At 60.3% G+C, this 24,953-nt stretch carries 23 protein-coding genes; 11 read left to right on the top strand and 12 right to left on the bottom strand.

The annotated features are described in order from the left end of the window. The first annotated feature begins 1 nt into the window (after nucleotide 1). The 3 genes from ACEW8J_RS08380 (at nucleotide 2) to ACEW8J_RS08390 (ending at nucleotide 4,382) form a co-directional block, all read left to right on the top strand. Nucleotides 2-1,867 (top strand): hydantoinase B/oxoprolinase family protein, encoded by a 1,866-nt coding sequence (locus ACEW8J_RS08380; RefSeq protein WP_373491182.1) that lies wholly within the window; start codon nucleotides 2-4, stop codon nucleotides 1,865-1,867. A gap of 110 nt (nucleotides 1,868-1,977) precedes the next feature. Continuing rightward, nucleotides 1,978-3,582 carry an FAD-dependent oxidoreductase gene (locus tag ACEW8J_RS08385; protein ID WP_373491231.1) on the top strand — a complete coding sequence of 535 codons (1,605 nt, stop codon included), beginning with the start codon at nucleotides 1,978-1,980 and terminating at the stop codon, nucleotides 3,580-3,582. Between the two features lie 26 nt (nucleotides 3,583-3,608). Next, a complete protein-coding gene (locus ACEW8J_RS08390; protein ID WP_373491183.1) occupies nucleotides 3,609-4,382 on the top strand; it encodes an SDR family NAD(P)-dependent oxidoreductase in 774 nt (257 codons plus the stop codon). Here the strand turns inward: ACEW8J_RS08390 and ACEW8J_RS08395 are convergent. Further along, on the bottom strand, nucleotides 4,361-5,719 hold the full coding sequence (locus ACEW8J_RS08395; protein ID WP_373491184.1) for a spinster family MFS transporter: 1,359 nt from the start codon (nucleotides 5,717-5,719) through the stop codon (nucleotides 4,361-4,363). The two genes, ACEW8J_RS08390 and ACEW8J_RS08395, sit on opposite strands and share 22 nt — an antisense overlap. Nucleotides 5,720-5,785: 66 nt before the next feature. Further along, on the bottom strand, nucleotides 5,786-6,556 hold the full coding sequence (locus tag ACEW8J_RS08400; RefSeq protein ID WP_373491185.1) for an SDR family NAD(P)-dependent oxidoreductase: 771 nt from the start codon (nucleotides 6,554-6,556) through the stop codon (nucleotides 5,786-5,788). Nucleotides 6,557-6,647: 91 nt separating this feature from the next. Between ACEW8J_RS08400 and ACEW8J_RS08405 the strand changes: the two genes are divergently transcribed. Then, nucleotides 6,648-7,385, top strand: a complete 738-nt coding sequence (locus ACEW8J_RS08405; RefSeq protein ID WP_373491232.1) for an SDR family NAD(P)-dependent oxidoreductase — start codon at nucleotides 6,648-6,650, stop codon at nucleotides 7,383-7,385. A 1-nt stretch (nucleotide 7,386) separates the two neighbouring features. Here the strand turns inward: ACEW8J_RS08405 and ACEW8J_RS08410 are convergent, their stop codons facing one another. From ACEW8J_RS08410 to ACEW8J_RS08450, 9 genes are all read right to left on the bottom strand, one after another. After that, the gene (locus ACEW8J_RS08410; protein WP_373491186.1) at nucleotides 7,387-8,676 is read right to left on the bottom strand and encodes a spinster family MFS transporter; all 1,290 of its coding nucleotides are present in this window, start codon (nucleotides 8,674-8,676) and stop codon (nucleotides 7,387-7,389) included. A 198-nt stretch (nucleotides 8,677-8,874) separates the two neighbouring features. Then, complete coding sequence (locus ACEW8J_RS08415; protein WP_373491187.1) at nucleotides 8,875-10,008, bottom strand: acyl-CoA dehydrogenase family protein; 1,134 nt, start codon at nucleotides 10,006-10,008, stop codon at nucleotides 8,875-8,877. A 24-nt stretch (nucleotides 10,009-10,032) separates the two neighbouring features. After that, nucleotides 10,033-11,229 carry an acyl-CoA dehydrogenase family protein gene (locus tag ACEW8J_RS08420; protein ID WP_373491188.1) on the bottom strand — a complete coding sequence of 399 codons (1,197 nt, stop codon included), beginning with the start codon at nucleotides 11,227-11,229 and terminating at the stop codon, nucleotides 10,033-10,035. A gap of 101 nt (nucleotides 11,230-11,330) precedes the next feature. Beyond that, entirely contained in the window at nucleotides 11,331-12,284 is a 954-nt protein-coding gene (locus tag ACEW8J_RS08425; protein WP_373491189.1) for an RDD family protein, read from the bottom strand. Then, complete coding sequence (locus ACEW8J_RS08430) at nucleotides 12,281-13,303, bottom strand: stage II sporulation protein M (RefSeq protein WP_373491190.1); 1,023 nt, start codon at nucleotides 13,301-13,303, stop codon at nucleotides 12,281-12,283. The genes ACEW8J_RS08425 and ACEW8J_RS08430 overlap by 4 nt, the downstream gene beginning before the upstream one ends. Beyond that, the gene (locus tag ACEW8J_RS08435) at nucleotides 13,300-14,622 is read right to left on the bottom strand and encodes a DUF58 domain-containing protein (RefSeq protein WP_373491191.1); all 1,323 of its coding nucleotides are present in this window, start codon (nucleotides 14,620-14,622) and stop codon (nucleotides 13,300-13,302) included. Before ACEW8J_RS08435 ends, ACEW8J_RS08430 begins: the two co-directional genes overlap by 4 nt. Next, nucleotides 14,619-15,575, bottom strand: coding sequence for an AAA family ATPase (locus ACEW8J_RS08440; RefSeq protein WP_373491192.1), 957 nt, complete (start codon nucleotides 15,573-15,575; stop codon nucleotides 14,619-14,621). Before ACEW8J_RS08440 ends, ACEW8J_RS08435 begins: the two co-directional genes overlap by 4 nt. Continuing rightward, nucleotides 15,572-16,813: a DUF4350 domain-containing protein gene (locus tag ACEW8J_RS08445; RefSeq protein ID WP_373491193.1), complete on the bottom strand. Its 1,242-nt coding sequence runs from the start codon at nucleotides 16,811-16,813 to the stop codon at nucleotides 15,572-15,574. Before ACEW8J_RS08445 ends, ACEW8J_RS08440 begins: the two co-directional genes overlap by 4 nt. 35 nt (nucleotides 16,814-16,848) lie before the next feature. Then, on the bottom strand, nucleotides 16,849-17,517 hold the full coding sequence (locus ACEW8J_RS08450; RefSeq protein ID WP_373491194.1) for a hypothetical protein: 669 nt from the start codon (nucleotides 17,515-17,517) through the stop codon (nucleotides 16,849-16,851). Between the two features lie 80 nt (nucleotides 17,518-17,597). Here ACEW8J_RS08450 and ACEW8J_RS08455 point away from each other — a divergent pair, with 80 nt between their 5' ends. The 5 genes from ACEW8J_RS08455 to ACEW8J_RS08475 all read left to right on the top strand — a co-directional run bounded on the left by ACEW8J_RS08455 (nucleotide 17,598) and on the right by ACEW8J_RS08475 (nucleotide 22,286). Beyond that, a complete protein-coding gene (locus ACEW8J_RS08455; RefSeq protein WP_373491195.1) occupies nucleotides 17,598-18,395 on the top strand; it encodes a hypothetical protein in 798 nt (265 codons plus the stop codon). Nucleotides 18,396-18,498: 103 nt separating this feature from the next. Beyond that, nucleotides 18,499-18,978 (top strand): (2Fe-2S)-binding protein, encoded by a 480-nt coding sequence (locus tag ACEW8J_RS08460; RefSeq protein WP_373491196.1) that lies wholly within the window; start codon nucleotides 18,499-18,501, stop codon nucleotides 18,976-18,978. Next, nucleotides 18,975-21,215 carry a molybdopterin cofactor-binding domain-containing protein gene (locus ACEW8J_RS08465; RefSeq protein ID WP_373491197.1) on the top strand — a complete coding sequence of 747 codons (2,241 nt, stop codon included), beginning with the start codon at nucleotides 18,975-18,977 and terminating at the stop codon, nucleotides 21,213-21,215. The genes ACEW8J_RS08460 and ACEW8J_RS08465 overlap by 4 nt, the downstream gene beginning before the upstream one ends. A gap of 13 nt (nucleotides 21,216-21,228) precedes the next feature. Beyond that, nucleotides 21,229-21,693, top strand: coding sequence for a cytochrome c family protein (locus tag ACEW8J_RS08470; protein WP_373491198.1), 465 nt, complete (start codon nucleotides 21,229-21,231; stop codon nucleotides 21,691-21,693). Beyond that, the gene (locus tag ACEW8J_RS08475) at nucleotides 21,690-22,286 is read left to right on the top strand and encodes an NTP transferase domain-containing protein (RefSeq protein WP_373491199.1); all 597 of its coding nucleotides are present in this window, start codon (nucleotides 21,690-21,692) and stop codon (nucleotides 22,284-22,286) included. The genes ACEW8J_RS08470 and ACEW8J_RS08475 overlap by 4 nt, the downstream gene beginning before the upstream one ends. Before the next feature lie 12 nt (nucleotides 22,287-22,298). On the opposite strand, the gene ACEW8J_RS08480 is transcribed toward ACEW8J_RS08475, so the two are convergent. Continuing rightward, nucleotides 22,299-22,940: a queuosine precursor transporter gene (locus ACEW8J_RS08480; protein WP_373491200.1), complete on the bottom strand. Its 642-nt coding sequence runs from the start codon at nucleotides 22,938-22,940 to the stop codon at nucleotides 22,299-22,301. Between the two features lie 126 nt (nucleotides 22,941-23,066). Here ACEW8J_RS08480 and ACEW8J_RS08485 point away from each other — a divergent pair, with 126 nt between their 5' ends. Both ACEW8J_RS08485 and ACEW8J_RS08490 read left to right on the top strand, forming a co-directional pair. Then, a complete protein-coding gene (locus ACEW8J_RS08485) occupies nucleotides 23,067-23,636 on the top strand; it encodes a TIGR00730 family Rossman fold protein (RefSeq protein ID WP_373491201.1) in 570 nt (189 codons plus the stop codon). A 37-nt stretch (nucleotides 23,637-23,673) separates the two neighbouring features. Then, nucleotides 23,674-24,909 carry a NupC/NupG family nucleoside CNT transporter gene (locus tag ACEW8J_RS08490; protein WP_373491202.1) on the top strand — a complete coding sequence of 412 codons (1,236 nt, stop codon included), beginning with the start codon at nucleotides 23,674-23,676 and terminating at the stop codon, nucleotides 24,907-24,909. Nucleotides 24,910-24,953: the final 44 nt, after the last annotated feature.

Genomic DNA, 24,953 nt, shown 5'->3' on the forward strand with positions numbered 1-24,953 from the left:
CATGCCCGCACAGATTATCGAAACCAACAGCGCCCCGTTCAACACGGTCGCGGTCGATCCGGTCACGCTCGACATCATGGAAAATGCCCTGCGCAACGCCCGGATCGAGATGGATGCCACGCTGGTGCGCACCGCCATGTCGCCCGGTATCAGGGAACAGGGCGACGCCTTTCCGCTGATCGCCGACCGGCAGGGCAAGATGGTCGTCGGCCAGTTCGGCAGCTTCATCGACGGCTTCCTGCGCGCCTATCCGGGCACGATCGAGGAGGGCGACATGATCTTCCTCAGCGATCCCTATAGCTGCGAGGGCGCGGTCAGCCATAATAATGACTGGCTGGTGCTGTTACCGGTCTATCGCGGCGGCCGGCTGGTCGCCTGGACCGCGATGTTCGGCCATCAGTCCGACATCGGCGGCAAGGTCGCCGGATCGATTCCGATCGACAGCAAAAGCGTGTTCGAGGAAGGCGTCCGGATTCCGCCGGTCAAAATCTACCAGAAAGGCGTCTATAACGAGGAGATGGTCAAGGTCGTCCTGCACCAGAGCCGAAAGCCCGACTGGTGCGCCGCCGACCTGAACGCGCTGATCGCATCCTGCCGGGTCGCCGCCCGCCGGGTCGACGAAATGTGCGCGCGCTTTGGCGAGGATGAATTTGCCAGCGCCACCGATCTGCTGCTGGCCCGCAACCACCGGGCGATGAAGCATCTGATCGAAACCAGCATCGGCGAGGAACCTGTCAGTTTCACCGATTATATCTGCGACGATGGCGTTGGCTTCGGGCCCTACAAGATCAGCTGCAAGATGTGGCGCGAAGGCGGCAAGGTCATACTTGATTTCGAGGGCACCGATCCGCAGGCGCCGAGCTCGATCAATTTCTATCTGAACGAGAATATGTTCAAGATGTTCTTCGGCATCTACATGATCATGGTGTTCGATCCGCAGATCCTGTTCAACGACGGTTTCTACGATCTGGTCGATGTGCGGATTCCGGAAGGCTCTCTGCTCAAGCCGAAATATCCGGCAGCGCTGGCTGGACGCACCCATGCACTGGGCCGGATTTTCGATATATTGGGCGGCCTGCTCGGCCAACGCCAGCCGGAATTCCTGAACGGCGCCGGCTTCTCGTCCAGCCCGCATCTGATGTATTCCGGTTTCGACAAATCCGGCGAATGGTTCCAGCTGTTCCAGATCGGCTTTGGCGGCATCCCCGGGCGGCCCTTTGGCGATGGCCCCGACGGCCACTCGCTGTGGCCGGGCTTCACCAATGTCCCGAACGAGTTTCTCGAGAAATATTTTCCGCTCAGAATCGAGCGCTATGAAGCGAAGCCCGACAGCGGCGGGGCCGGCTTGTTCCGCGGCGGCAACGGCATCCACATGACCTATTGCTTCCTCGAGCCGGGTACGGTGGCGATCCATGACGACCGCTGGTTCACCTATCCCTGGGGCGTCAACGGCGGCCAGCCGGGCGAGCGGGCGACCAAGATCCTGGAACGCGCCGATGGCTCCAAGGAGGTGGTTGGCAACAAGCAGGATGGTATCGAGGTTCGTGAAGGCGACTTGCTCCACTTCATCACCTGGGGCGGAGGCGGCTGGGGCAATCCGCTCGAGCGCGATCCCGAACTGGTCGCTCTGGAAATTCGCCAGGGGCTGGTCACGGTGCAAGGCGCGCGCGATTATGGCGTGGTCATTGCCGCCGACGGCAGCGTCGATGGTCCGGCGACGGACAGCCTGCGCGCGGAAATGGCGAAAAATATCGTCGAGACGGACGGACCGTTCAACTTTGGTCCCGATATCGAAACGCTGCGGGCCAATTGTCTGGCAGAAACCGGACTGCCGGCGCCGGTGCAACCCGGGAGCATCGCCGCCTAGCCCTCACCCCGCTATTCAAAGTGCGGTTTGTGGCTGCTTCCGCAAGGCCCTAGACTATTGCCAGATCCGAAAACGGGAGAGGGCTCATAGTCGACAGCGAAACAGATGTTCTGATCATCGGCGCAGGCGCAGCGGGCCTGACCGCGGCGCTGGCGGCGCACGAAGCCGGCGCTTCGGTCCGGCTGATCGAAAAGCAGGACCGGCTCGGCGGTACCGCGGCTATTTCCGGCGGTGTGGTCTGGCTGCCCGATCACGACCAGATGGCTGAGCAGGGCAAATCCGACAGCACTGACGCGGCTCTGGCCTATTTCCGGTCGCTCGACCATGGCGAGATGGATGAGGAGGTACTCGCGGCCTTTGTCAGCGAAGCCCGGCAAATGCTCTCTTTCCTGACCGGGATCGACGCGATCAAGCTGACGATGATGCCGGACTATCCGGATTATTATCAGGACCGGCCAGGGGCCAAGGCGGATGGCGGACGGTCGCTTGACAATGAACTGTTCGATTTTACCTCGCTGGGCCAATGGAGCGACCGGGTCTTCCACAATGGCCCCTCCCCGCGGATGATGCTGCGCGAGACGGCCCTGGGCGGCGGCAGCGGGCAGGTCGATCCGGCAGAATTGCAGCGACGCACCGAACAGGATTTGCGCGGCTGGGGGCAGGCGCTGGTCGGGCGGCTGCTCAAGGCCTGTCTGGCGCGCGGTATCGAACCGGTCCTGTCTTGCGGTGGTTATCGGCTCAATGTTGAAAATGGCCGGATCACCGGGGCGATTGTCGAGCGCGATGGACAGCAGGAAGTCATTGCCGCACGACAGGGGGTGATATTGGCCACCGGCGGGTTTGAATGGGACGAGGCGCTGAAACATGCCTTTTTGCGCGGGCCGCTCGACGCGCCTGCCTCGCCGCCAACCAATCGCGGCGATGGCCTGAAAATGGCGATGGCAGCGGGCGCGAGCCTGGGCAATATGACCAGCGCCTGGTGGGTGCCAACCCTCGCTGTCCCGGAAGCCCGGTGGCAGAGCGGCGAAACCCGCAACATGCCGGTATTGATCGAGCGAACCCTGCCGCACGGCATCATGGTCAACCGCAACGGAAAGCGATTCTGTAACGAAGCCGCCAATTATTCCGCGCTGGCCGGGGCCTTTCACCTGTTCGACCCGGCAAGCTATGATTATCCCAACCTGCCGGCCTATCTGGTCTTCGATTCCCAATATCGGGAACGCTATCCGCTGGCCTCGTTCATGCCCGGCACCGCCTTGCCGTCCTGGGTAGCAAAGGCCGACACGATCGAAGCGCTGGCCGAAGAGGTCGGGATCAATGCGGAAAATCTGCCGGTTACGATAAGCCGGTTCAATGATTTCGCCGACCAGCTTGATGATCAGGATTTTGCCCGAGGCAAGACCGATTACGATCGATTCTATGGCGACCGGTCGCGGCAGGGCGCAGGCGCGTCGCTGGGGTCGCTGACGAAGCCGCCTTATTATGCCGTGGAGATCCGGATGGGTGCGCTCGGCACCAATGGCGGCCCGAAAACCAACGCGCAGGCCCAGATTCTCGATGTCGAAGGCAAGCCGATCACCGGATTGTTCGGGGCTGGCAATGTGATCAGCGCGCCGACCGGCAGCGTCTATGCGGGCGCCGGTGGCACCCTGGGGCCGGCACTGACATTTGGCTATATCGCTGGCCGAATGGCGACCAAACGGCTCAACCAGTGAACCAATCGAATTAGGGGGATAAGATTATGACAATATTGGATCAATTCAAACTGGACGGCGAAGTCGCGGTCGTTACTGGCGCCGGCAAGGGAATCGGACGGGCGATAGCACTTGGCCTGGCCGAGGCAGGAGCGGATGTCGCGGTTGCCGCGCGCTCTGCCGGGGACCTGGAGAAGGTCGTGGGGGAAATTCGCGCGCTGGGGCGCCGCGCGATCGCGGTTCCGACCGATGTCACCAGCCGCGCCGCGCTGGAAAATCTGGCCAATCAGGCGGTCGAGGAACTGGGCCGCCTCAGCATCTGGGTCAGCAATGCCGGCGGCCTGCCCGACGGCACACCCCGCTATCTGACGCGGACCCCGGAGGAAGCCTGGGATGCCCAGATTGAACTGAATCTGAAAAGCGTGTGGATGGGGGCAGTGGCCGCAGCGCAGCATATGGGCGAAGATGGCGGTGCGATCATCAATATTTCCTCGCGCGCCGCAATCGGCGGACAGGTCAAGAACGGGCCCTATGGCGCTTCCAAGGCCGCGGTGAACAGCCTGACCGCTAGCCTGTCGCTGGAACTCGCGCCAAAGATCCGGGTCAATGCGGTGGCGCCAGGCCCGATACCGACCGAAAATTTTGATGAATCGATGGGCATCGATTCCGAAGAGAAGCGCGAAGCCTTGCTCAAGCAGTTCCAGATTCCGCTTGCCCGTTTTGGCCGGGAAGAGGATATTGCAGCAGCAGTGGTCTATATGGCTTCACCCGCTTCAAGCTGGGTGACCGGACAATGTCTCTATGTCACCGGAGGCAAGTGATCCGGTTCGGCCCGTTTCTGCTTCATCCAGACCCAGACCCGCCAGTAGTGGAATCCCGCCCAGATATTGAACAGGGCCAGAATCATCAAAGCCTGCTGCAGCGCGCTGGCTTCCAGGGCGCGGTCGCCGCCGGCAAAATAATCCGACAGGCCGCCGACGAAAACCGGGCCGATGCCCAGTCCAAGCAGACCGGCGATCATGAAATATATCGCCACGGCCATGGCGCGGGTGCGGTTGCTGGCCAATAGCTGGATCGCCGCGAAGCTGGGGCCATAATAGAAGGTCGCGGCAAAGGTCGGGAAACCAAGCAGGATGATGGCGAGATTGGCATTGCCCGCATAGATGGCAGCGATCATCCCGGGGGCAGCGATGACCAGCACGATCCCGCAGACCAAAAGCGGCAATACCGGATCGCGCTTGCCGATGATATCGCCGACCTTGCCGCCGAACCAGGCACCGAAGCCGCCGGTTACTCCGACCAGCACACCCAGTTTCCAGCCGAGCTCGCCATAGTTCATGCCGTGCACCCGGACAAACAGGCCGCCGTAAAAACTCGCCAGACCATAAGATACAAATTGCACCAGCACCCCGGCGGCAACCAGATGCCAATAGGCCGGCTTGCGCGACAATTCGGCCAAGGCCTGGCGCAACGTCATTTCACCAGCCACCGGTTGAAAGGCCTTCGCCAGACTGACCTTGCCGCGCGGATCGGCGACGGTAAACCACATCACCACGGCAATGACCAGGCCCGGCAAACCGGCCAGCAGGAACGCCGCCCGCCAGCTGAACATTTCGGTGATATAACCGCCGCCGGCATAAGCCAGAAAAGCGCCAACCGGCACCGCGGCACCCATGATTCCGAGCGCCCCGGCTCGCCGTTCGGGCGGAAACAAATCGGCAATCAGGCTGTGCGATGCCGGTCCAGAACCCGCTTCGCCGACCCCGACCCCGACGCGCGCCAGGAACAGCTGGACAAAATTGCCGGCCATGCCGCACAGCACCGTCATCAGTGACCAGACGGCAATGGAAATGGAAATGATCCTGCTGCGGTTCCATCGATCCGCCAATGCCGCCAGCGGAACCGCAAGCGTCGTGTAGAAAACCGCGAAGGACAGCCCTGTCATCAGGCCGAGCTGGGTGTCGGACAGGCCAAGATCACGCTTGATCGGTTCGGCGACAATCGAGATCACCTGCCGGTCGAGAAAATTGAGCATGGTGACAATGAACAGCACGGCCAGGGCATAATTGGCCTGCCGCCGGGTGATCGCAGAATCGGCAGAATCCTTAGGTTCTGACAGATTTTCTGGGCCGGTTTTTGTCGCGATATCCTCTGCCATCTTCGTGATATGACAGGTTTATTTTAATCCCGGCACCCTTTGTTTGAATAGGGGCTGGGGGCGTTGTCAGAGCGATTGACCATCATCGACAATGATGTCCGATCCGGTCACCATGCGCGATGCGTCGGAAGCCAAATAGAGCATCATCGGATCGAGCGATTCGATGTCCTGCAAACGGCGGCGGTGGAAGCTGGCGATTTGCGCTTCGCCGCCGGCGGTCTGATACCAGTCGCCCTGAATTTCGGTCGGTATATAGCCGGGATGGATGGTGTTTACATTGACCCCTTGCCGGACCCATTCGCGTGCGAGATTGCGGCCAAGATGCGTGACCCCTGCCTTGCTGGCGGCATAGGCGCTGTCGCCTTCGCCGGTCAGACGCGAGGTGATCGATCCGATGATCACGATTCGCCCGTTTTCCTTTTCCCGGCTGCCGCTGGCGATCAGCCGTTTCGCGCCTTCCCGTGCGACCAGATAGACGCCCTTGAAATTGGTGTCGAGCAGGGCTTGCAAGCGGTCCACCGGAACATCTGTCGATCGGCCCGCCGCCGCAACACCGGCATTGGCGACGATCGTGTCGACCGTGCCGAACTGTGCCTCCGCCGCATCATAGCAGGCGACGATCGAAGCTTCCTCGGTCACATCGAGCGGAACGGCCATGGCCTGGCCGCCAGCGCCATTGATCTTTTCCGCCAGCTCCGCCGTGCGATCGGTACGCCTGGCGCCCAGCACGACACGCGCACCCGCAGCCGCAAAAAGTTCGGCAAAACGGGCGCCGAAACCGGACGAGGCCCCAGCGATCAACGCGGTCCGTCCGGCCAGGGAAAAGGGGATGTCCATATTTCTGCTCCGTAGAATGTCCAATATTGCGGCGGGTCTAGACGATCAGCAATTGCTCAGCCAATAGTCAATTGCATAGGAGAAAATCATGATCGACACGTCCCTCGACTATACCGGCAAAACCGTCTGCATCATCGGCGGCTCCAGCGGAATCGGCAATGCCACCGCGCAGGCCTTTCGCGGCTGCGGGGCTGAGGTCCATGTTACCGGGACGAGAGCGAACGAAAATGATTATGATGAAGCAGACGGATCAGATCTGGCGGGCCTGACCTATCATCAGCTGGACGCCGCCGATGATTCGGCAATCATAGCGCTGCGGCAGAAGTTCGACCGGATGGATGTGCTGATCTGTTCGCAGGGCATGGTCCTCTACAAACGCGCCGAGTTCGAACCGGAAAATTTCGCCAGGGTCGTCCAGGTCAATCTCAACAGCCTGATGACCTGCGCCGGACAATTTTACGATCTGCTGAAACAGGCAAGGGGCTCGCTGATCATCATCAGTTCGACCGCAGCCTTTCATGCGACTGTGGGTAATCCCGGCTATAATGCCTCCAAGGCCGGCGCCGCCGGATTGACCCGGACATTGGGCAAGGCGTGGGCACCCGACGGCATCCGCGTCAACGGCATTGCGCCGGGCCTGATCGCGACCAAGATGACCAGAGTGACCACCGACAATCCCAAACGCCGGGAAGCCACGATCCGGTCAATACCGCTCGGACGCATCGGCGATCCCGATGACATGGCCGGCCTGTCGCTGTTTCTGGCGTCTCCGCTGGCAGCCTATGTCGCGGGACAGACGATCATCGCGGACGGCGGATTGCTGCTCTAGCTCAGGCCGGTGCCAGCTCTTCCTTCACGGCCTTGCCGGTCCACCAGAACATGACCGTCGCCATCGACAGGCTGACCAGCACGGTTGCGATAACCGCATAGTTGAGCGACATGCTGCCGTAGGTGGCGGCCCAATTGTCACTCATCAACCCGATCAGCGCCGGTCCGATGCCATAGCCGAGCAGATTGATCGACAGGCTGCTGATCGACGAGGCCGTGCCACGTTCTGTGGGCATGACGGCGGACTGGACCATCGAGATCGCCGCCCCCTGCGTCGACACCAGCAGGACATAGCCGCAAATGTACAGTGCCAGGGTCATTTCTAGGCTGTCCGACAGCAGGCAGAAGGTCCAGAATGGCAGCACCAGCATAACTGCCACGGCACAATACCATGGCCGCCATCTCGGATTTTTCCTGGCAAGGAAATCCGCGAGATATCCTCCCAGGATCATCCCGGGAACGCCACCCGCGAACAGTACCGCCCCCAGATAGACGCCGACCTCCCCCTGGGTGACATCAAAATTGCGGATCAGTGTCGGGGCCAGCCAGATCGCGAAGGCGAAGGAGGGGATATTGGTGAAGGAATTGGCGAGCACCACCCGGACAAACACATTGTTCGTCCACAGCGACCGCATCGTGCTCATGAAGGGCTGCTGCCTCTCGGCGCCGGCTTTCTGCGCCTTCCCTTCGAAAAAGCGGCCGCGCGCCGGTTCGAGGACCGTGAAATAGAGTAGGATACCCAGCAAGATTCCCGGCAGGCCCAGAATGACAAAGGTCCATCGCCAGCCATATGCCTCCGCTATCAGGCCGCCCGCGGCATAGCCGAGCACGGGGCCGAGCACCGCCCCGACGGCAAATATGCCCATCGCCCGCGACAATTCGTGCGGCGCGAAATAGTCCGTGATGATCGAGACCGAAGGCGGTCCGCCACCGGCTTCCCCGACCCCCACGCCGAGGCGAGCGAGCATCAGGGTCCAGAATCCCAAGGCAGCACCACACAGCGCCGACATCAGGCTCCACAGGGACAGGGACACGGCGACCATGGTCTTACGATTGGTGCGGTCGGCCAGTCGGCCGGCCGGAACGCCGAGCAGCAGATAGAAAACGGTGAAGGCGGTACCGGCAAGCAGGCCAATCTGGGTGTCGCTCAGGACAAACTCCGCCTTGATGTCCTCGATCAGGATCGACATCACCAGACGGTCGGCGATGTTGAACATGAAGGTCAGCATCAGCATGATCAGCACATAATATCGATAGACACCGCCAGAGGCCGGGCCGGTATTGGAATTCATCTGCACCCTCTCCAAAGGATGAAGAAGGCGTAGCTTGAAAAAGGGGATAGAGCCAGAGCGACGCCATCCCCTTAATTGATAGGGTCAAAATTCATGCAGACCCGGATGCCGTTCCTGCTGAGCTTGTCGAAACACTGTTGCCAGCGCTCTGTAACACGCTCATCCATCGACAGGCTCAGAGCGAACGGGTCGGATCCGCTAAGCGGCGGTCAGCGCGATGTGCCGCCGCATATGGTGATCGACGCTGCCGAACTCGCCCTCGATGATCGACAGGCGCTTGAAATAGCTGCCCACCGCCAGTTCGTCGGTCATGCCCATGCCGCCATGGGTCTGGATTGCCGACTGGCCGATGAACCGGGCCGCTTGGCCGATGCGGACCTTGGCCGCAGAGACATTCTTCTTGCGGGTTGCGTCATCCTCATCGAGCTTGATCGTGGCGAGATAGCACATCGACACCGACTGCTCATATTCCATCAGCATGTCCGCCATCCGGTGCTGCAGCACCTGGAAAGAACCGATCGGCACTCCGAATTGCTTGCGCTGGCGGGAATAGTCGAGCGTGGTGTCGTTGGTCACCTTCATCGCTCCAACCGCTTCGGCGCAGGTCGCTGCGGTGGCTTCGTCGACGACCTTTTCGATCAGCGGCAGGCCATTTTCGGCTTCGCCGATCAGCGCGTCGGCAGAGAGTTTGACATTCTCGAAATAGACTTCCGAGGCGCGGCGGCCATCGACGGTCGCATAGTCGCGCGTGCTGACCCCTTGTGCATCCTTGGCAACGACAAAGACGGACACACCATCCTTGTCATTCTGTCCGCCCGAGGTACGCGCCGTCACCACAAAATGCGTCGCCCAGGGCGCGCCAATCACCACCGCCTTGTGGCCGTTCAGGACATAATCGCCGCCATCGGTCTTGGCCGTGGTTTCCAGATTGGACAGATCATAACGTCCGCGCGGTTCGGCATAGGCGAAGGCAAAGATCATCTCACCGGAAATAATCCCGCCGATATATTCCTCGCGCTGCGCCGCGCTGCCGCCATGTTTCAGAAAGCCGCCAGCACAGACCACGCTCGGAACGAAAGGCTCGATCGCTAGGCCCCTGCCAAATTCTTCCATGATGATCATCGCTTCGGTCGCGCCGCCAAAACCGCCATCTTCTTCCGAAAAAGGCGCGGCCAGCATGCCGAGTTCAGCGAGCTGCGCCCAAAGCTCGGGCCGCCAGCCGGATTCGCTTTCGACCACATTGCGCCGGGTGTCCCAGTCATATTGCTCGCGGATCAGGCGCGAGATTCCGTCGCGGACCATATTTTGCTCGTCGGTAAAATCGAAATCCATTTTGGTTCCCCTGTGTCGGTCCGGTTAAAGGCCGAGGATCATTTTGGTGATGATATTGCGCTGGATCTCGTTGGATCCGCCGTAGATCGACGTTTTGCGCATGTTGAAATAGGTCGGTGCCGCATGATGGGCATAGTCCGGCCCGATCGGGAAGTCGTTCGAGCCGTCGTCCGGGAAGCTGCGGAAATCGGGCGTGCCATAATGGCCGACCGCTTCCAGTGTCAGCTCGGTCAGGCGTTGCTGGATCTCGGTGCCTTTGACCTTCAGCAGCGAACTTTCCGGCCCCGGTCCCTTGCCAGCCTGTTCGCCAGCCAAGGTCCTGAGTTCGGTGATTTCCAGAGCCGAAAGATCGATCTCCAGCTGGCTGATCTTGGTGGCAAAACCCATGTCCTCGATCAGCGGCTTGCCATCGAGCAATTCGGAAGCCGCGATTTCCTTGAGCTGTTCGACACCGCGCTTGGAGCGCGCCACCCCGGCGATGCCGGAGCGTTCATGCGCGAGCAGGAACTTGGCATAGGTCCAGCCCTTATTCTCTTCGCCGATCAGATTGGTCGCCGGCACCCGGACATCGGTCAGCCACACTTCGTTGACCTCATAGCCGCCGTCGATCAGCTTGATCGGGCGCACTTCGATACCGGGCGTATTCATGTCGATCAGAATGAAGCTGATGCCCATTTGCGGCTTGGGCGCGTCCGGGTCGGTGCGACAGAGGAAGAAACCCCAGTCGGCATGCTGCGCCAATGTCGTCCAGGTTTTCTGGCCGTTGATGATATAATCATCACCATCCCGCACTGCTGTGGTTTTCAACGAAGCCAGATCGGAACCGGCACCCGGTTCGGAATAGCCCTGACACCACCACACATCGCCGGACCTGATGCCGGGGAGATGCTGCGCTTTCTGTTCGTCATTGCCGAATGTATAGATCACCGGCCCGACCATCGCGACACCAAAGGGCAGCGGCATCACGGTGTTCTTCCGGGCATTTTCTTCCGACCAGATATAGCGCTGCGTCGGTGTCCAGTCGGTGCCGCCATATTCGGTTGGCCAGGCCGGAACCGACCAGCCCTTCTTGCCCAATATCTTGTGCCAGGCGAGCATGTCCTCGCGGCTCATCTCGTCCTGAACGCCACGAGTCCCGATATTCTGGGGATAATTATTGTCAATAAATTCACGCACTTCAGCGCGAAAGGCCTTTTCTTCTTCGGTGAATTCCAGATTCATGGTGGCGCTCCTTGGTCAGAATTTGGCCGGACTATAGGCTGAAAACCGCTGAAAACAAGCAATTAACCGATCAATTAAGGTGACGCTACGGCAAAGCCGGATCAGCGCTCTTCGGGAGCGGCATGCTTGTCCTTGCGCCGCTTGCCAAATCTCATGCTGCGCTCCAGCCGCGCGCGCAGGGCGGTATAATAAGCCTCGAGAAATGCCCGCTCGTCGCCGCTGCCGGGTTCCCAGCCAATTTTCTGGCAGATCGACGCCGTTACCTTTTGCAACGCATCTTCCTGATCGCTGCGCAGGACATTTTCCAATGTCTGCAGTTCATATTCGCCATAGACCGACAAATCCGCATCGGAGAACTGATAGCGAGCGACTGTTGCGGTCCCGTCGGACAAGGTCTCGGTCGCAGACGGCGCGACAATATCTCCCAGATTCTTCTTAACATTCTGGATCACCCAGGTTCCGGCAATCACGTCACCGCCGCGGAGACGATCCTTGTTGAACAACGGAAACAGCAGAAACATCGCAACCCAGAGAAATCCGGCCCATGCGGTGAAATTGGTCATCATCCCGCTGGCTTCGCCCGACGTGAGGAAGACCAACGGCAGGAAAAGCTCGATATCGCGGACAATATTGCGCGCGATAATCGCCTCGGCGGTCAGCTGCCCGCCGTCTCGCGCCGCAACCCGGATGCCCACCGCCCGCTTTCCCCATGTCGCAGCGCGATCGCCCAGTTCGAAATAGAGAAAATAGGCGTTGCGGAACAGAAAGACAGAAATGATCCAGAGTACCGCCAGAACCTGCAACGGACCGCTGGCATTTTGCAGATCATCTGCCAGCGCCACCCCGAAAAACCATAAAATCAGCCACCCTCCGAAGGTGACCAATAGGATCAGGCCGAGAATGATCGCTATGTCCAGCAGCAGCGCGCCTGCCCGTGCGCCCGCTCCCGCCACCGTCACTTGCAGCGGAACCCCTTCCGGCGTGACCAGGATCCGGTCGAACCTGGGATTGGCTGATCGCCGGCTCCATGGTTCGTCGGCGCTGCTGTCGTTCATCGCCGCGTCCTCCGCTGTTCCCGGCCAAAGCCGATAAAATAGATCAGCCACAGCAGCAACATGCCGCCGCCCACGGCAAAACGACCGCCAGTATTGTCTATAAGTTGTCGGGCAAAACCCTCGAGCAGCCCGGCACAGATCAGCATGAAGATGACACCCGCCATGACCAGAGCCGCGCGCTTTCCTGCATCGCTGGCGGCCTTGAGATGCGACCGCGCGCCTGGAAAGGCGATCGAACGACCAACATGAATGCCCGCGGCACCGGCGAGCAGGATTGCAAACAGCTCGGTGGTGCCGTGAATCGACAGCCAACCGACAAAATCCACGGTAAGTCCTCGCTGGGCAAAGACCCAGAGCATCGCGCCGAGCAAGGCCATATTGTGGATCAGCAACAATATGCTGGGAATGGCAAAGGCAAAGCCCAGGGCAAAGGCGAGGATCGCGACCTGCGCATTGTTGCTGAACAGGAAGGCGGCAAAGACGCCCAGCCCGTCCTCTTCCTGCCCGCCAAAAAGCGTGCCGCGCAACGCCGCCTCGCTCGCGCCGGGGACCCGGACGTCGGCAAAACTGCCCGGGACCAGCGCGAAGAACCAGTCGCTGTCCCCGGCGACCAATATATAGCCGATCGCGGCCCCCGCAATCATCACCGACAGGGCAATCCAGATGTCCAGCTGGATCGCGCGGACCGCGCGGCTCCAGCCGCCTCCGAAGAAGCCGCCGAGCCAGCGCCCGAAACTGGTCTGGGTGCCGTAGACCAGAAAATAGGAGCGCAGCGCGAGCCCCTCGAGATAATCGATCAGGCCGGCGTCGAGAGAATTTTCCCGGGCAATCGACAGGCTGGACAGCAATGTCCGGTAAAGCGTGGGTAGCGCCAGAACGTCATCATCGGACAGGCGCCAGGCCCTGCCCTTCTCCATCTTGGCGACAATGTCCTCCAGCCGGATCCAGTCCGCTTCGCGCTCCAGTCGAAAGCGGTCGCTGCGCAGCACCGCTTCGCTCAGGGCCTGTTCCGTGCTCACAGGCTGCCCCGTCTCTTGATATTGAGATAACCGTTGATCAGGCGCGGGCCGATATCCTGGTGCGCGCCCTCGATCACATCAATGCCCATGTGCCGGAGTCTGGTCAGCACCAGCTTTTTCTGGTCCAGCAGATTTTGTGCCGTGACCGCACGCGCGACATCCCCAGCACTCCCGGGAGACTTGTCAATGATAGAGGTCAGCTCCCGGTCCTCCAGCACCACGAACAGCACCAGATGCTTGTCGATCAACCGGCCCGCCGCTTCGAGCATCAGGTCCGCCGCCGTAGGGTCGGTGAAATCGGTAAAGATGATGATCAGCGAACGTCGCTGGAGCTGGTGCTGCAAGGTCGACAGCGCCAGCGTATAATTGCTTTCCTGATGCCTATAATCGATGGTCGCGGCTTCCTGCTGCAGTCGGGAAAAATTGCGGCTGCCCGAAAGAAAGGGGGTCGACAATTCCGGTTTGGCGGCAAAGCTGAACAGGCTGGCGCGGTCGCCTGCCTTCAGGGCGATATACGCCGTCAAAAGCGCCGCCGAGACCGCACGGTCGATGCGTGGCAGGCCGTCAAGCGGCTCGCACATGGCAGCGCCGCAATCGAGCGCGAACACAATCTGGTTGTTGCGTTCGGTATCATATTCCTTGGCCAGCAATTTGCTGTGCCGCGCCGATCCCTTCCAGTCGATGCTGCGCCGGTCCATGCCTGCCTGATATTCGGAAAGCGCTTCAAATTCGCTGCCTTCGCCGCGAAATCTCCGGGCGAGCAAGCCGAATATTGAATCGCGCAGGAACATTTGCACGGTCGGGCTGCGCACCGCTGCAATATTCGGCATGACCGCCACTTTCTGCAAGCTCTGCTTCTGTATCTGGCGCCAGGCCAGGCCCAGCGGCCCTTTCCATCGCAGCCACAGCCTTCCGATTTCTCCGATCCCGCGCCGGACCGGAACGATGGTGGCCTGCCCGGAAAAGACACTGTTCTTGCCGGCCCCCGGCGCCAGTGAGAAGGCGATATTGCCCTCTTCCGCCAGCCGTTCGTCCAGCCCGAGCGCAGCGAACAGATGTCGCGGAACCATTTTTCCGGAAAATTCCGCTTCCAGCCCCAAGTGCATCGGCTCACCGATCTCGGCGCTTTTGGCCACCGCCAGCCGCACTGCATTCGCTTTGGCAGCCACCAGCCCATCGAGCAGCAGCAGCAGCATTATCATCAGTGCCCAGGCCGCACCAAGAGCCCACAAAGACGGAATGACCGCGGCCAGCACCGCGGCAATCGGCGCGCCGAGTGCGATCAGCCCGATCGCCCGTCTGGTAGGATAGAAATTCAACGGGGCGCTTCCGTCCGTTCAACCAGCCCGGTGATGATGTCGTCGACCTGCCGGCCCTCGATTTCGGCTGCCGGGGACAATATGGTCCGGTGGCGCAGCACCGATGACGCCAGCGCTTTAACGTCATCGGGAATCACATAATCGCGGCCGGAAATGGCCGCTCGCGCCCGCGCCGCGTGGGCCAGCATGATTGCGGCGCGCGGACTGGCACCATTTTCCAGATCTGCCGTTTCCCGGGTCGCCCGGATCAGACGAACGACATAGTCCACCACATCCTCAACCAGCCTGACCGACTTTACCACCTCGGTCGCAGCGGCCAATATAGTGCTGTCTGCCTGTCTTGTAATGCCAAAATGCCCCGGTACTGGTGCACCGACACGCTCGCCATATTGGGTGACGATCCGCTTTTCTTCCTCTGCATCGGGATATTCGATCAGCAGCTTGAACAGGAACCGATCGAGCTGGGCTTCGGGCAAAGGATAGACGCCCTGCTGTTCGATCGGATTCTGGGTCGCGACCACCATGAAGCGCGAACCCAGGGCGTGGGTCTCGCCATCGATCGTCACCGATCGTTCCTGCATTGCCTCCAGCATCGCCGCCTGCGTTTTCGGCGGGGTACGGTTGATTTCATCGGCGAGCAGCAGGTCGCAGAAGATCGGACCGCGGGTCAGGGTGAAACTGCTGGTCTGGAAGTTGAACAGATTGGACCCGATAATGTCACCGGGCATCAGATCGGGCGTGAACTGGATCCGTCCGAAATCCAGCCCGAGCGTGGCCGAGAAGCATTGCGCGAGAAATGTCTTGGCGGTTCCCGGCGGTCCTTCGAGCAGCACATGGCCGGAAGCGAAAAGCGCGATCAGCAGATGATCGACTATGTCTTCCTGGCCGATAATGGCCTTGGCCACCTGACTGCGGATATTGTCCGCCAAAGTTTTCAGTTCGTCGATATTCATCCGATAAATTCCTTTTTCCAGGCGTGGAGGGCCGCTGCCCCGTCGGCGATGTCTTGTGGTCTGCGGGCGCCGACCAGCTGATCATATAGGGCAGAGAAGCGACGGCCATCGCTCTCCCCCAGCGCATCCAGTTTTTCGTGGATCTCCTGCTGATCGGCACGCGGGCTGATGCCAATCGCCTCGGCCGACTGGCTGCGGATCATTTCGGCATACGGGTCGGTGACCAGATAGGCGCGCTGCATCCGGCTGATGAATGCGGCACTATTGTTGACCAATGCGGTTTTGCCAAAATCTATGCTGCGTTTATCCCTGACGGCTGGCCCGAAACGATTGAAGGCCATCCATGCCGCCGCCAGCGCGGCGGTGATCAGGCAGATCGTGGCTGAAAGAAACGGCGGGGCAAAGGCCAGAGTGAGCAGGTTCTCCGCGCGCCCCAAGCCGTTGAAGGTCAGATCGAAGGTCACCCCGCCGGCGCTCGCCGTCGCTACCGCCGCGACCAGCGCAAGAGCATGGCGCGCGGTCGCCTTGTCGGCCATGCCGGCATTGTTGAGCAGATCGGCATCGGCAACGATCACCACCGGGTAAAAGGACTCGTCAATCTCCTCTTCGTCGGTCAATTGCGATTCCTCCAGACTATCGAGCTGCGCATAGACACCGCCGTCATCGATATAGGCGACCAGTGCATCCTGGGAGGAAGGACCGCGCACGATCGCGCGGATCGCCTCACCCTTGATCGTTACCGGCATTTCCGGCGCTTTCACGGCAGCGCCAACCGCCGAGGCCGCGGCTCGCCCGGCCCGTGCCTTGTCATCGACCGTGATGCTGACTTCAGCGAGGTCCTTCAGCATTTGCACGCTCGGCTCCGCACCCCATGGGTCACCGCGTATCATCCAGCCTTTCTGCAGTGTTTCGTTTCTGGCGACCTGCCATTTCGGCAGAATGATCATGGTCGGGCCGATATAGGCGCGCTGCTGTACCACGGCGCTAATTTCTTCGGCCGGGGTAAAGGGCCCTGGTGTCAGAACCAGCAGGCCCGGATCATCCATGCCCGCCTGAGTGCGGGAATATTGCACCGGCATGCCGGTTTTTTCCAGCAGACTGGCGAGCGCCTTATAGCCAACTATGCTGTTCGAAGCGCCATGCGCCTCGCCATTTTTGCCGGACGCCAGCGGATCGCCCATGCCCAGTCCATATAGCAGCGCCACGAACGCCGCAAAGCTGACTGCGAACATGATCATGATTGTCGTTCGCTGAAAGGGATTGGCCTGGCTGCTCATCTGCTGGTCACCGCCCGCCAGCTGTCCCTTAGCGCAAATCCGGCATAGGCATCGCGCGATGCCCGCCAGCCGCTCTCATCGATCGGCAGCGCGGCAAAAAGCCCGCGCTCGACCTGACCGGCGATCACCGCAAACATCGCGCGCGGGGCTTCGGGCAAACCATTGAACCGCTCGATTTCGCGCGCTGTGCTCGACGGGCGCAGCAGATTCGGGCGGTGCCTTTCGATATCGGCGATGCTGCGGTGGAGCAGCAGCCTGACCGCCTGATCATATTGCCCATTGGCTGCCAGCGCTTCCGCCTCCGCCAACAGTTCTCGGGCAGCCTCCGGCTGCGGTTGCCAGCTGTCCTCGGCTGCACGGCTTCGGCCGCGCCATTGTTCGGCATAAGGAGCCAATATGACCCAGAGCAAAGCCAGCACCCCGGCTGCCAGCAACAGCAGCAGCAGGAACCGCAATATCGGCCAGTTCGCTGCTATCGCTTCCGCCAAGGGCGAGAGCAGTTTCACCAGCCAGTCGAGGAAATCGAGCCACCATTGCGGCAATTCCGGTGGCTTCGGTGCAGGGGCGGGTGTGAACTGGATATCCGGGTCGGCGCGGACATCGTCCCAGGCAACGCTGAAAGAAGCGGTGTTATTGTCACCCTGTGCTTGTGCGTTGGTTGCCACGGCAAGGTGGTCGCAGAAACAAACGGATCGGGCAAGAGCGAAGATCGTTGATTTGTTTAGCTTTACCTCCTGAGCAAATTGTGACAGCTTCGGCCCGCATCGATAAAGGGGGGCTTGAGATGGCAGACACAGCACAGCATCTGGATATTGGACGGGTGCTTCAGAACACTATTGGCGTGATTACCCGCAATCCGCTGATTTTCCTTGGTCTGTCTTTCCTGATTGTCGCTCTGCCACAGGCGCTCATTCAATTGGCGACCGGCGTATCGACGACCGGCGAAGACGCAACTGCAATGTTTGAGATATTCAGTTCCCCATCAATGGTCGCCGCCGGCGTGGGTGGATGGCTCCTGACCATCATTCTGTCGGTTTTGCTGCAGGCCACGTTCATCATCGCTACGGTCAAGGACCTCAATGGCCAGCAGATCAGCCTGGGCGAATGTGTCGGCCAGGCGATCGGCAAATTATTGCCCTTGATCGGTCTCGGCATATTGATGACCCTGGGCGTCATGCTCGGCATGTTGCTGCTCATCATCCCGGGCCTTATTCTGGCGCTGATGTGGATTGTTGCCTCTCCCGTCATGATGGCCGAAGACAAAGGGATCATCGATTCATTGAAACGCAGTGCGGAATTGACGAAAGGATCCAAGCGCTGGATTGTGCTATTGTTCGTGGTTTACATCATTATCGCGACGATCCTCGGCCTTCTCATGATACCTTTCGCCTTCGCTGGCACGGCCGCGCTCATGGTCGTCGGATTGGTCATCAACACCTTGACTGGCGCGCTGCAGGGAACAGGTATTGCTGCGGTCTATGTTGATCTTCGCATTGCAAAAGAGGGCGGGAATACGGAGGAACTGGCAAATATATTTGCCTGATCCGAAATTAAACGGCTCTTATCCGCGAACAGGCTTGTTGGCATAGAGAATATTATCGCCTATAAGTTGCATATTGCTATCCAATCATCCGGGTGAAATTGCTATGGTCAAGCTCAGCGTCAACGGTCAGTCCAGCGAGGTCGATGTTGACCCGGCCACACCGATATTATGGGTCGTGCGCGAGAATCTGAAATTGGCCGGAACGAAATTCGGATGCGGCATTGCCCAGTGCGGTGCCTGCACCGTGCATCTCGATGGCAAGCCGGTCCGCAGCTGTTCGACGCCGGTTTCAGCCGCCGAAGGCAAGAACATCACGACCATCGAAGGCATCGCCGCCGAAGACGGCACCTTGCACAAGGTCCAGCAGGCCTGGATCGCCGCACAGGTGCCGCAATGCGGCTATTGCCAGTCGGGCCAGATCATGACGGCGGTGGCGTTGCTGCAAAAAAATCCCCAGCCAAGTGATGCCCAGATAGATGCCGCCATGGCCGGCAATATCTGCCGCTGCGGCATGTACAACCGCATTCGCCAGGCGATCAAGGCCGCCGCCGGACTACCGGACGTCAGGGAGACATTGGCATGAGCGAGACAGCGACCGCCAGCCCCGCGAAAAAGGGCAAATGGACTCGCCGGGCCTTCATCGGCGCCGGCGTGGTTGCCGGCAGCGCGCTGGTGGTTGGCGTCGCCGTGCGTCCGGGCAATCCGATCGACCGGCTCAACCCGCTGCTGGCGAGCGGCGAGAATGAACAGCTGCTCAATGCCTGGGTCAAGGTCGATGCCGACAATATCGTCACCGCCGTCATCCCGCATGTTGAAATGGGGCAGGGTGTCTACACCGCGCTGGCCCAGATGCTGGCCGACGAGATGGATGCGGACTGGAACAAGGTGCGCATTCTCGAAGCCCCGGCAGACATGCAATATGTCTCCGATTCGATCGGCCGCGATTTTCTGTTTCCCAATCTCGACGTCCCCGCAATATTCGAACCCACGGTCGCTGGCGGTATATTGGAACTGGCGCAGGCAATGGGCTTGCAGTTTACCGGCGGCAGCTATTCCGTGCGCGCGACCGGCCAGCGAGCGATGCGCACCGCCGGTGCCGCCGCCCGGGAAATGCTGGTTGCAGCAGCAGCAAGCGAATGGCAGGTGCCCGCCAGCGAGATCAGCACGGCGGACAGCATGATTGTCCACGCCAGCAGCGGCAGGTCGGAACCTTTTGCAAAATTCGCCCTGGCTGCGGCCGAGCAACGCCTGCCCGCCAAGCCGACGCTCAAATCGCCGGAAAACTACAAGATCATGGGCCAGCCAAAGGCGCGTCACGATATTCCGGAAAAGGTCGATGGCAGCGCGGTCTTTGGCATTGATGCCGATGTACCGGGCATGAAATATGCAGCGGTCAAGGCCGCTCCGGTGGTCGGTGCCATGGTGGAATCGATCGACGCATCCACCGCCAAAACCATGCCCGGGGTGCTGCAGATCCTCAATATGGGCGATTTTGTCGCCGTGGTTGCCGATGGCTATTGGCAGGCCCAGCAGGCGCTGAACACGATCGATACCCGCTATAGCAAGACCGATGGCGACGAACTGGATCAGGACGCGCTGTTCGCGCGCTATGCCGCTTATCTCGATGAAGCCGGGGATGAGGGCGGCGACATGGAAACCGAATCAGGCGATCCCGCGAAAAGCTTTGCCGAGGCGGTGACCCGGGTCGAAGCCGAATATAAGGTACCGTTTCTCGCCCATGCGACGATGGAACCGATGAACTGTACCGCCTGGGTGCGCGACGGCAAATGCGACGTCTGGTCGAGTCATCAGGCACCGGTCAATGCGCGGCAGGCGGCAGCCGATGCTGCCGGTCTGGCTTTTGAAGATGTGACCTATCACAACGCCTATCTGGGTGGTGGTTTCGGGCGCCGTTCCGAAAGTGACAATATCATCATGGCAACCCGGATCGCCAAGGCGACCGGCTATCCGGTGAAGATGATCTGGTCGCGGGAAGAGGACACGACGCAGGACCATTACCGACCTTCCGCGACCAGTCGTTTCCGCGGCGGCCTCGACCAGCAAGGCCAGGCGGTCAGCTGGAGCAATATCCACACCCATCTGTTCGATCCGAAAGATGCGCCAACCCTGCCCTATTACAACATTCCCAATCACCGGATTCGCAAGGTCGACGTGCCGACGCAGCTGCGTTTTGGTCCCTGGCGTTCGGTCGATCACAGTCAGCACGGCTTTTTCATCGAATCCTTTGTCGATGAAATGGCCCATGCAGCAGGCAAGGACGGCTATGCCTTCCGCCGCGAATTGCTGGCGGGGTCGCCGCGTCACTTGAAAGTGCTTGATACCGCCGCAAAAATCTCCGGCTGGGGCACGCCGCTGCCCGAAAAACATGGCCGGGGGATCGCCTTTGTTCCGTCCTTCGGTTCGATCGTCGCGCAGGTCGCGGAAGTCGACATGAGCGGATCCAGGCCGAAAGTGAAAAAAGTCTATGTCGCTGCGGATCCCGGCTTCGTGATCAATCCCGACGGTTTTATCGCGCAGATGGAAAGCGCGATCGCCTATGGCCTGACCGCAGCGCTTTATGGCGAGATTTCGATCAAGGATGGTCGAGTGCAGCAGAGCAATTTCCACGATTATCCGATGCTGCGGATCAACGAGATGCCCGAAGTGGAAGTGGCCCTGATCAATGGCGATCATCAACGTCTGGGCGGCGGCGGGGAGCCCGGGCTGCCGCCAATCGCACCTGCGGTCACCAACGCGATTTTTGCCGCCACCGGCACGCGGATACGCGAATTGCCCTTGTCCAAACACAGCTTTGCCTGATCGGAACTCCAATATGGCCCTTGCCCGGAACATTGCCTGTCTGGTTATTCTGGCGCTGACCGCGTGCAGCTCCGATCCCGCACCCGGACCGACCGAACAGATCATCGTTCGGGAACCGGGCGCTGCACCGGTGCAGCCGGTCGCCGTGATCGGCGATCCGGCCAGCGCCCTCGTCGCTGAAGGAAAGGCGGTCTTTGCCAATTGCTCCGCCTGTCATGCTGTTGAACAGGATGCCCCCAATGGCGCCGGTCCCAATCTTTTCGGCATTTTCGGAAAACCAGCGGCAGAGGTTTCCGGATTCAGCTATTCGGACGCCCTTCAGGCATCCGGCATTATCTGGACCACGGCGGAACTCGATGGCTATATCGCCAATCCAACCGCTAAGGTTCCGGGCACGACGATGGTTAGCGGTGCCATCGAGGATGCAGCAAAGCGAGCGGCCGTGATCGCCTATCTTGAAAGCAGCATGGCCAATTGAGCCAACCTGCCGGGATCATGCTGGCGTTGCTGGCAGCTGGACAATCCAGCAGATTCGGTGATCAGGACAAGCTGACGGCTTTGCTGGGAGACAGGATGCTCGGCCTGCACGCAGCCGGGACCGCCGCGGACATGGCTTTCGTCGGCAAGCTGGTGATCGGGTCTCCGCAGCATGGCTGCGCAGCCGATTGGAGGCGACTGGGCTACCAGATCATCAGAAATGAGGATGCCGCGCTGGGCCAGGCAACGTCCGTCCGGCTGGCCGCCGCTCACGCCCTCCGGGCCGGAGCCCGCGCGCTGTGCATCATGCTGGCGGACATGCCCTTCGTCACGCGTGATCATCTGGGCAGGCTGATCACCACCTTCCAGCAATCGGGCCGCATCGTGGCCTCCTCCCGGCACGGGCAAGCCATGCCGCCAGCTATCTTCTCTTCAGCAATGCTTGAACAGCTGACGACATTGAACGGCGATTCCGGTGCCCGGGGATTGCTGGCCGAAGCGCATTTGGTGGCGGGTTCCGATCAGCTGCTATTGGATATTGACAGCCAGAAAGACCTCGCCGCCGCCAATATTCTATATGATCAGATCAACTAGCCATTGCAGGCCTCATTCCCGGTCCAGCCTCTGGCCCAGCTTGACGAAAAAAATGATCAGAAATGGCACCAGCAGGAAGGACAGGACAACCTTGGCCGACCCTTGCCCCAGCAGCAAGTGGCCAATCGGGCGCTCGCCGTAGAAGGCGATGGTGATGAAGATGACCGTATCGACAATTTGTGACAGGGCACTGGCGATGGCGGCACGCAGCGCCAGCATCGCTCCCTTCATGCTCGCCAGGCGGGAGAAGATATAGACGTTGAGAAATTGCGATACGCCATAAGCGATAATCCCGGCAAACATCAGCCGCGCGCCTTGCGACAATATGATCGGAAAAGCTTCCTTTGCCGGTTCGTACATGCCGGGATCGGTCGGCAGCGCCAGCACGATCTGAATCAGGATGATCGCGGTGATCAGGGGGACAAAGCCGAATCGAACCAACCGGTTCGCGACATCCCGACCGTGTAATTCGGCAACCGCACTCGATAATACCACCAGCAGCAAAAAGGGAAAAATACCGGATTCCACGGCAAGGGGTCCGATCGCGACCTGCTTTGCTCCCAGAATCCCGGCAATGCAGGTCATCCCGCCGTAAAGCACGGCGAATATGAACAGGGATCGGGGTATGAGATTGGTTTTTACGGTTTCTGTCATCGCGGTTGCCTAGCGGGGTCGGCGACGAAAAAAAAGAAATAGTCACATGGCGCATTTTTTCTATAGGGAAAACCATTACAACAGCAACGGATCGCGGCCCTCCCGGTCGCACGATCGGGGGACAATTTGCATCGACTGGCAGTTTATTGCGGCGCGAACAACGGGCACGACCCGGCTTATGCCGCATCGACGATATTGCTGGGCAAGGCCATGGCAGCACGCCGGATCGAGCTCGTCTATGGCGGCGGCCGCCTTGGCCTGATGGGGATTATCGCCGACACCGTGCTCGCCGAGGGCGGCCGGGTCCATGGCGTCATCCCGGAAATGCTGAAAGATCTCGAAGTCGCGCACCAGGGAGTGACCGAGCTCCACATCGTCCAGACCATGCACGAGCGCAAAGCGAAGATGACCGACCTGACCGATGCCTTTGTCGCCTTGCCGGGCGGGGTCGGCACGATGGACGAATTGTTCGAAGCCTGGAGCTGGAACGCGCTAGGCTATCATAACAAGCCCTTCGCGATATTGAACATCGGCGGCTACTGGGACTCGCTCATCGCCTTTCTCGACACGATGGCCGAACAGGGCTTTGTCTCTCCGGAACGGCGCAAGCATCTGATCATATCCGACAATATCCCCGACTGTCTCGACCGCCTCGCGGCTGCCTGCAATACCGAAGCCGGCAGCTTCACCTGGTGAGCCGGTTGCGGCCCCCCTATTTGATCGGAAAAATTGCATGATAGCGATCTTCACAAGCCTTGCCGGCATGGCGTTGATCCTGGTGATCGCGCTGGCTCTGTCGACCGGACGGCGCAATATCCGGCTGCGGGTGGTCGGTGCCGCCTTTGCCCTGCAGGCCGGGATTGCCGTCATCGTGCTCTATGTTCCGGCCGGGAAACGCATCATCGAAGCGATGGCGTTCGGCGTGTCCAACCTTCTCGGCTATGCTTCCGCCGGCACCAATTTCATTTTCGGACCGCTCGCCGATCCGACGATCGGTGGCAACAGTTTTGCCATCGCCGCGCTGCCGGTGATCATCTTCTTTTCAGCGTTGATCTCGATCCTCTATTATCTGGGCGTCATGCAGTTCATCATCAAATGGGTGGGCGGAGCGATCCAGAAGATCACCGGTATTTCGAAAGTGGAATCCTTGTGCGCCGCCGCCAATATCTTTGTCGGCCAGTCCGAATCGCCGCTGGTCATCCGCCCCTATCTTGCCAGCCTGACCCAGTCGCAGCTGTTTACCGTGATGAGCGTCGGCATGGCCGGGGTGGCGGGCACGATCTTGGCCGCCTATGCCGCGATGGGCATCCGCATCGACTATCTGCTCGCCGCCGCTTTCATGTCGGCACCGGGCGGCATCCTGATGGCCAAGATCATCATGCCGGACAATCCGGAAGATCCGGCCCCCGAAGAACTGCTGGTCGCGGTCGAATATGAAGACGAGAAACCGGCCAATATCATCATGGCGGCAGCAATGGGCGCGCAAACCGGCGTCAAGCTGGCGGTGGCGGTCGGCGCGATGGTGCTGGCCTTTGTTGCGCTGGTCGCGCTGGCCAACGGCCTGCTCGGCGGGGTAGGTGGCTGGTTCGGCTATCCCGAGCTCAGCTTTCAGCAGGTAATCGGCTATATTTTTGCCCCGATCATGTATTTGCTCGGCGTGCCCTGGGACGAAGCCCTCGGTGCCGGCGGCCTGTTCGGCACCAAGGTCGTACTCAACGAATTTGTCGCCTTCATCGAACTGGGCCAGATGCAGGAGGGCATTTCACCGCTGACCAACGCGATCGTCATCTTCGCCCTCTGCGGCTTCGCCAATTTCAGCAGCATCGCCATCCAGCTTGCGGTAACCGGCGGCCTGGCGCCCAACCAGCGCCCGGTGATTGCCCGGCTGGGCCTGCGCGCTCTGGCTGCAGGGTCGCTCGCCAATCTGATGAGCGCAGCGCTGGCCGGCATATTGCTGTCGCTGGGCTGACCGAAGCCGATTGACAAAAACGCACGAGGACGCATCCTGACACC

This window comes from Parasphingorhabdus sp., assembly GCF_041748495.1.
GTDB lineage: Bacteria > Pseudomonadota > Alphaproteobacteria > Sphingomonadales > Sphingomonadaceae > Parasphingorhabdus.

Bases quoted from the DNA above. Each gene is read 5' to 3' on its own strand.
- ACEW8J_RS08380 (WP_373491182.1), top strand. From the start codon at position 2: ATGCCCGCACAGATTATCGAAACCAACAGCGCCCCGTTCAACACGGTC.
- ACEW8J_RS08390 (WP_373491183.1), top strand. From the start codon at position 3,609: ATGACAATATTGGATCAATTCAAACTGGACGGCGAAGTCGCGGTCGTT.
- ACEW8J_RS08395 (WP_373491184.1), bottom strand. From the start codon at position 5,719: ATGGCAGAGGATATCGCGACAAAAACCGGCCCAGAAAATCTGTCAGAA.
- ACEW8J_RS08400 (WP_373491185.1), bottom strand. From the start codon at position 6,556: ATGGACATCCCCTTTTCCCTGGCCGGACGGACCGCGTTGATCGCTGGG.
- ACEW8J_RS08410 (WP_373491186.1), bottom strand. From the start codon at position 8,676: ATGAATTCCAATACCGGCCCGGCCTCTGGCGGTGTCTATCGATATTAT.
- ACEW8J_RS08415 (WP_373491187.1), bottom strand. From the start codon at position 10,008: ATGGATTTCGATTTTACCGACGAGCAAAATATGGTCCGCGACGGAATC.
- ACEW8J_RS08420 (WP_373491188.1), bottom strand. From the start codon at position 11,229: ATGAATCTGGAATTCACCGAAGAAGAAAAGGCCTTTCGCGCTGAAGTG.
- ACEW8J_RS08425 (WP_373491189.1), bottom strand. From the start codon at position 12,284: ATGAACGACAGCAGCGCCGACGAACCATGGAGCCGGCGATCAGCCAAT.
- ACEW8J_RS08440 (WP_373491192.1), bottom strand. From the start codon at position 15,575: ATGAATATCGACGAACTGAAAACTTTGGCGGACAATATCCGCAGTCAG.
- ACEW8J_RS08445 (WP_373491193.1), bottom strand. From the start codon at position 16,813: ATGATCATGTTCGCAGTCAGCTTTGCGGCGTTCGTGGCGCTGCTATAT.
- ACEW8J_RS08460 (WP_373491196.1), top strand. From the start codon at position 18,499: ATGGTCAAGCTCAGCGTCAACGGTCAGTCCAGCGAGGTCGATGTTGAC.
- ACEW8J_RS08465 (WP_373491197.1), top strand. From the start codon at position 18,975: ATGAGCGAGACAGCGACCGCCAGCCCCGCGAAAAAGGGCAAATGGACT.
- ACEW8J_RS08470 (WP_373491198.1), top strand. From the start codon at position 21,229: ATGGCCCTTGCCCGGAACATTGCCTGTCTGGTTATTCTGGCGCTGACC.
- ACEW8J_RS08480 (WP_373491200.1), bottom strand. From the start codon at position 22,940: ATGACAGAAACCGTAAAAACCAATCTCATACCCCGATCCCTGTTCATA.
- ACEW8J_RS08490 (WP_373491202.1), top strand. From the start codon at position 23,674: ATGATAGCGATCTTCACAAGCCTTGCCGGCATGGCGTTGATCCTGGTG.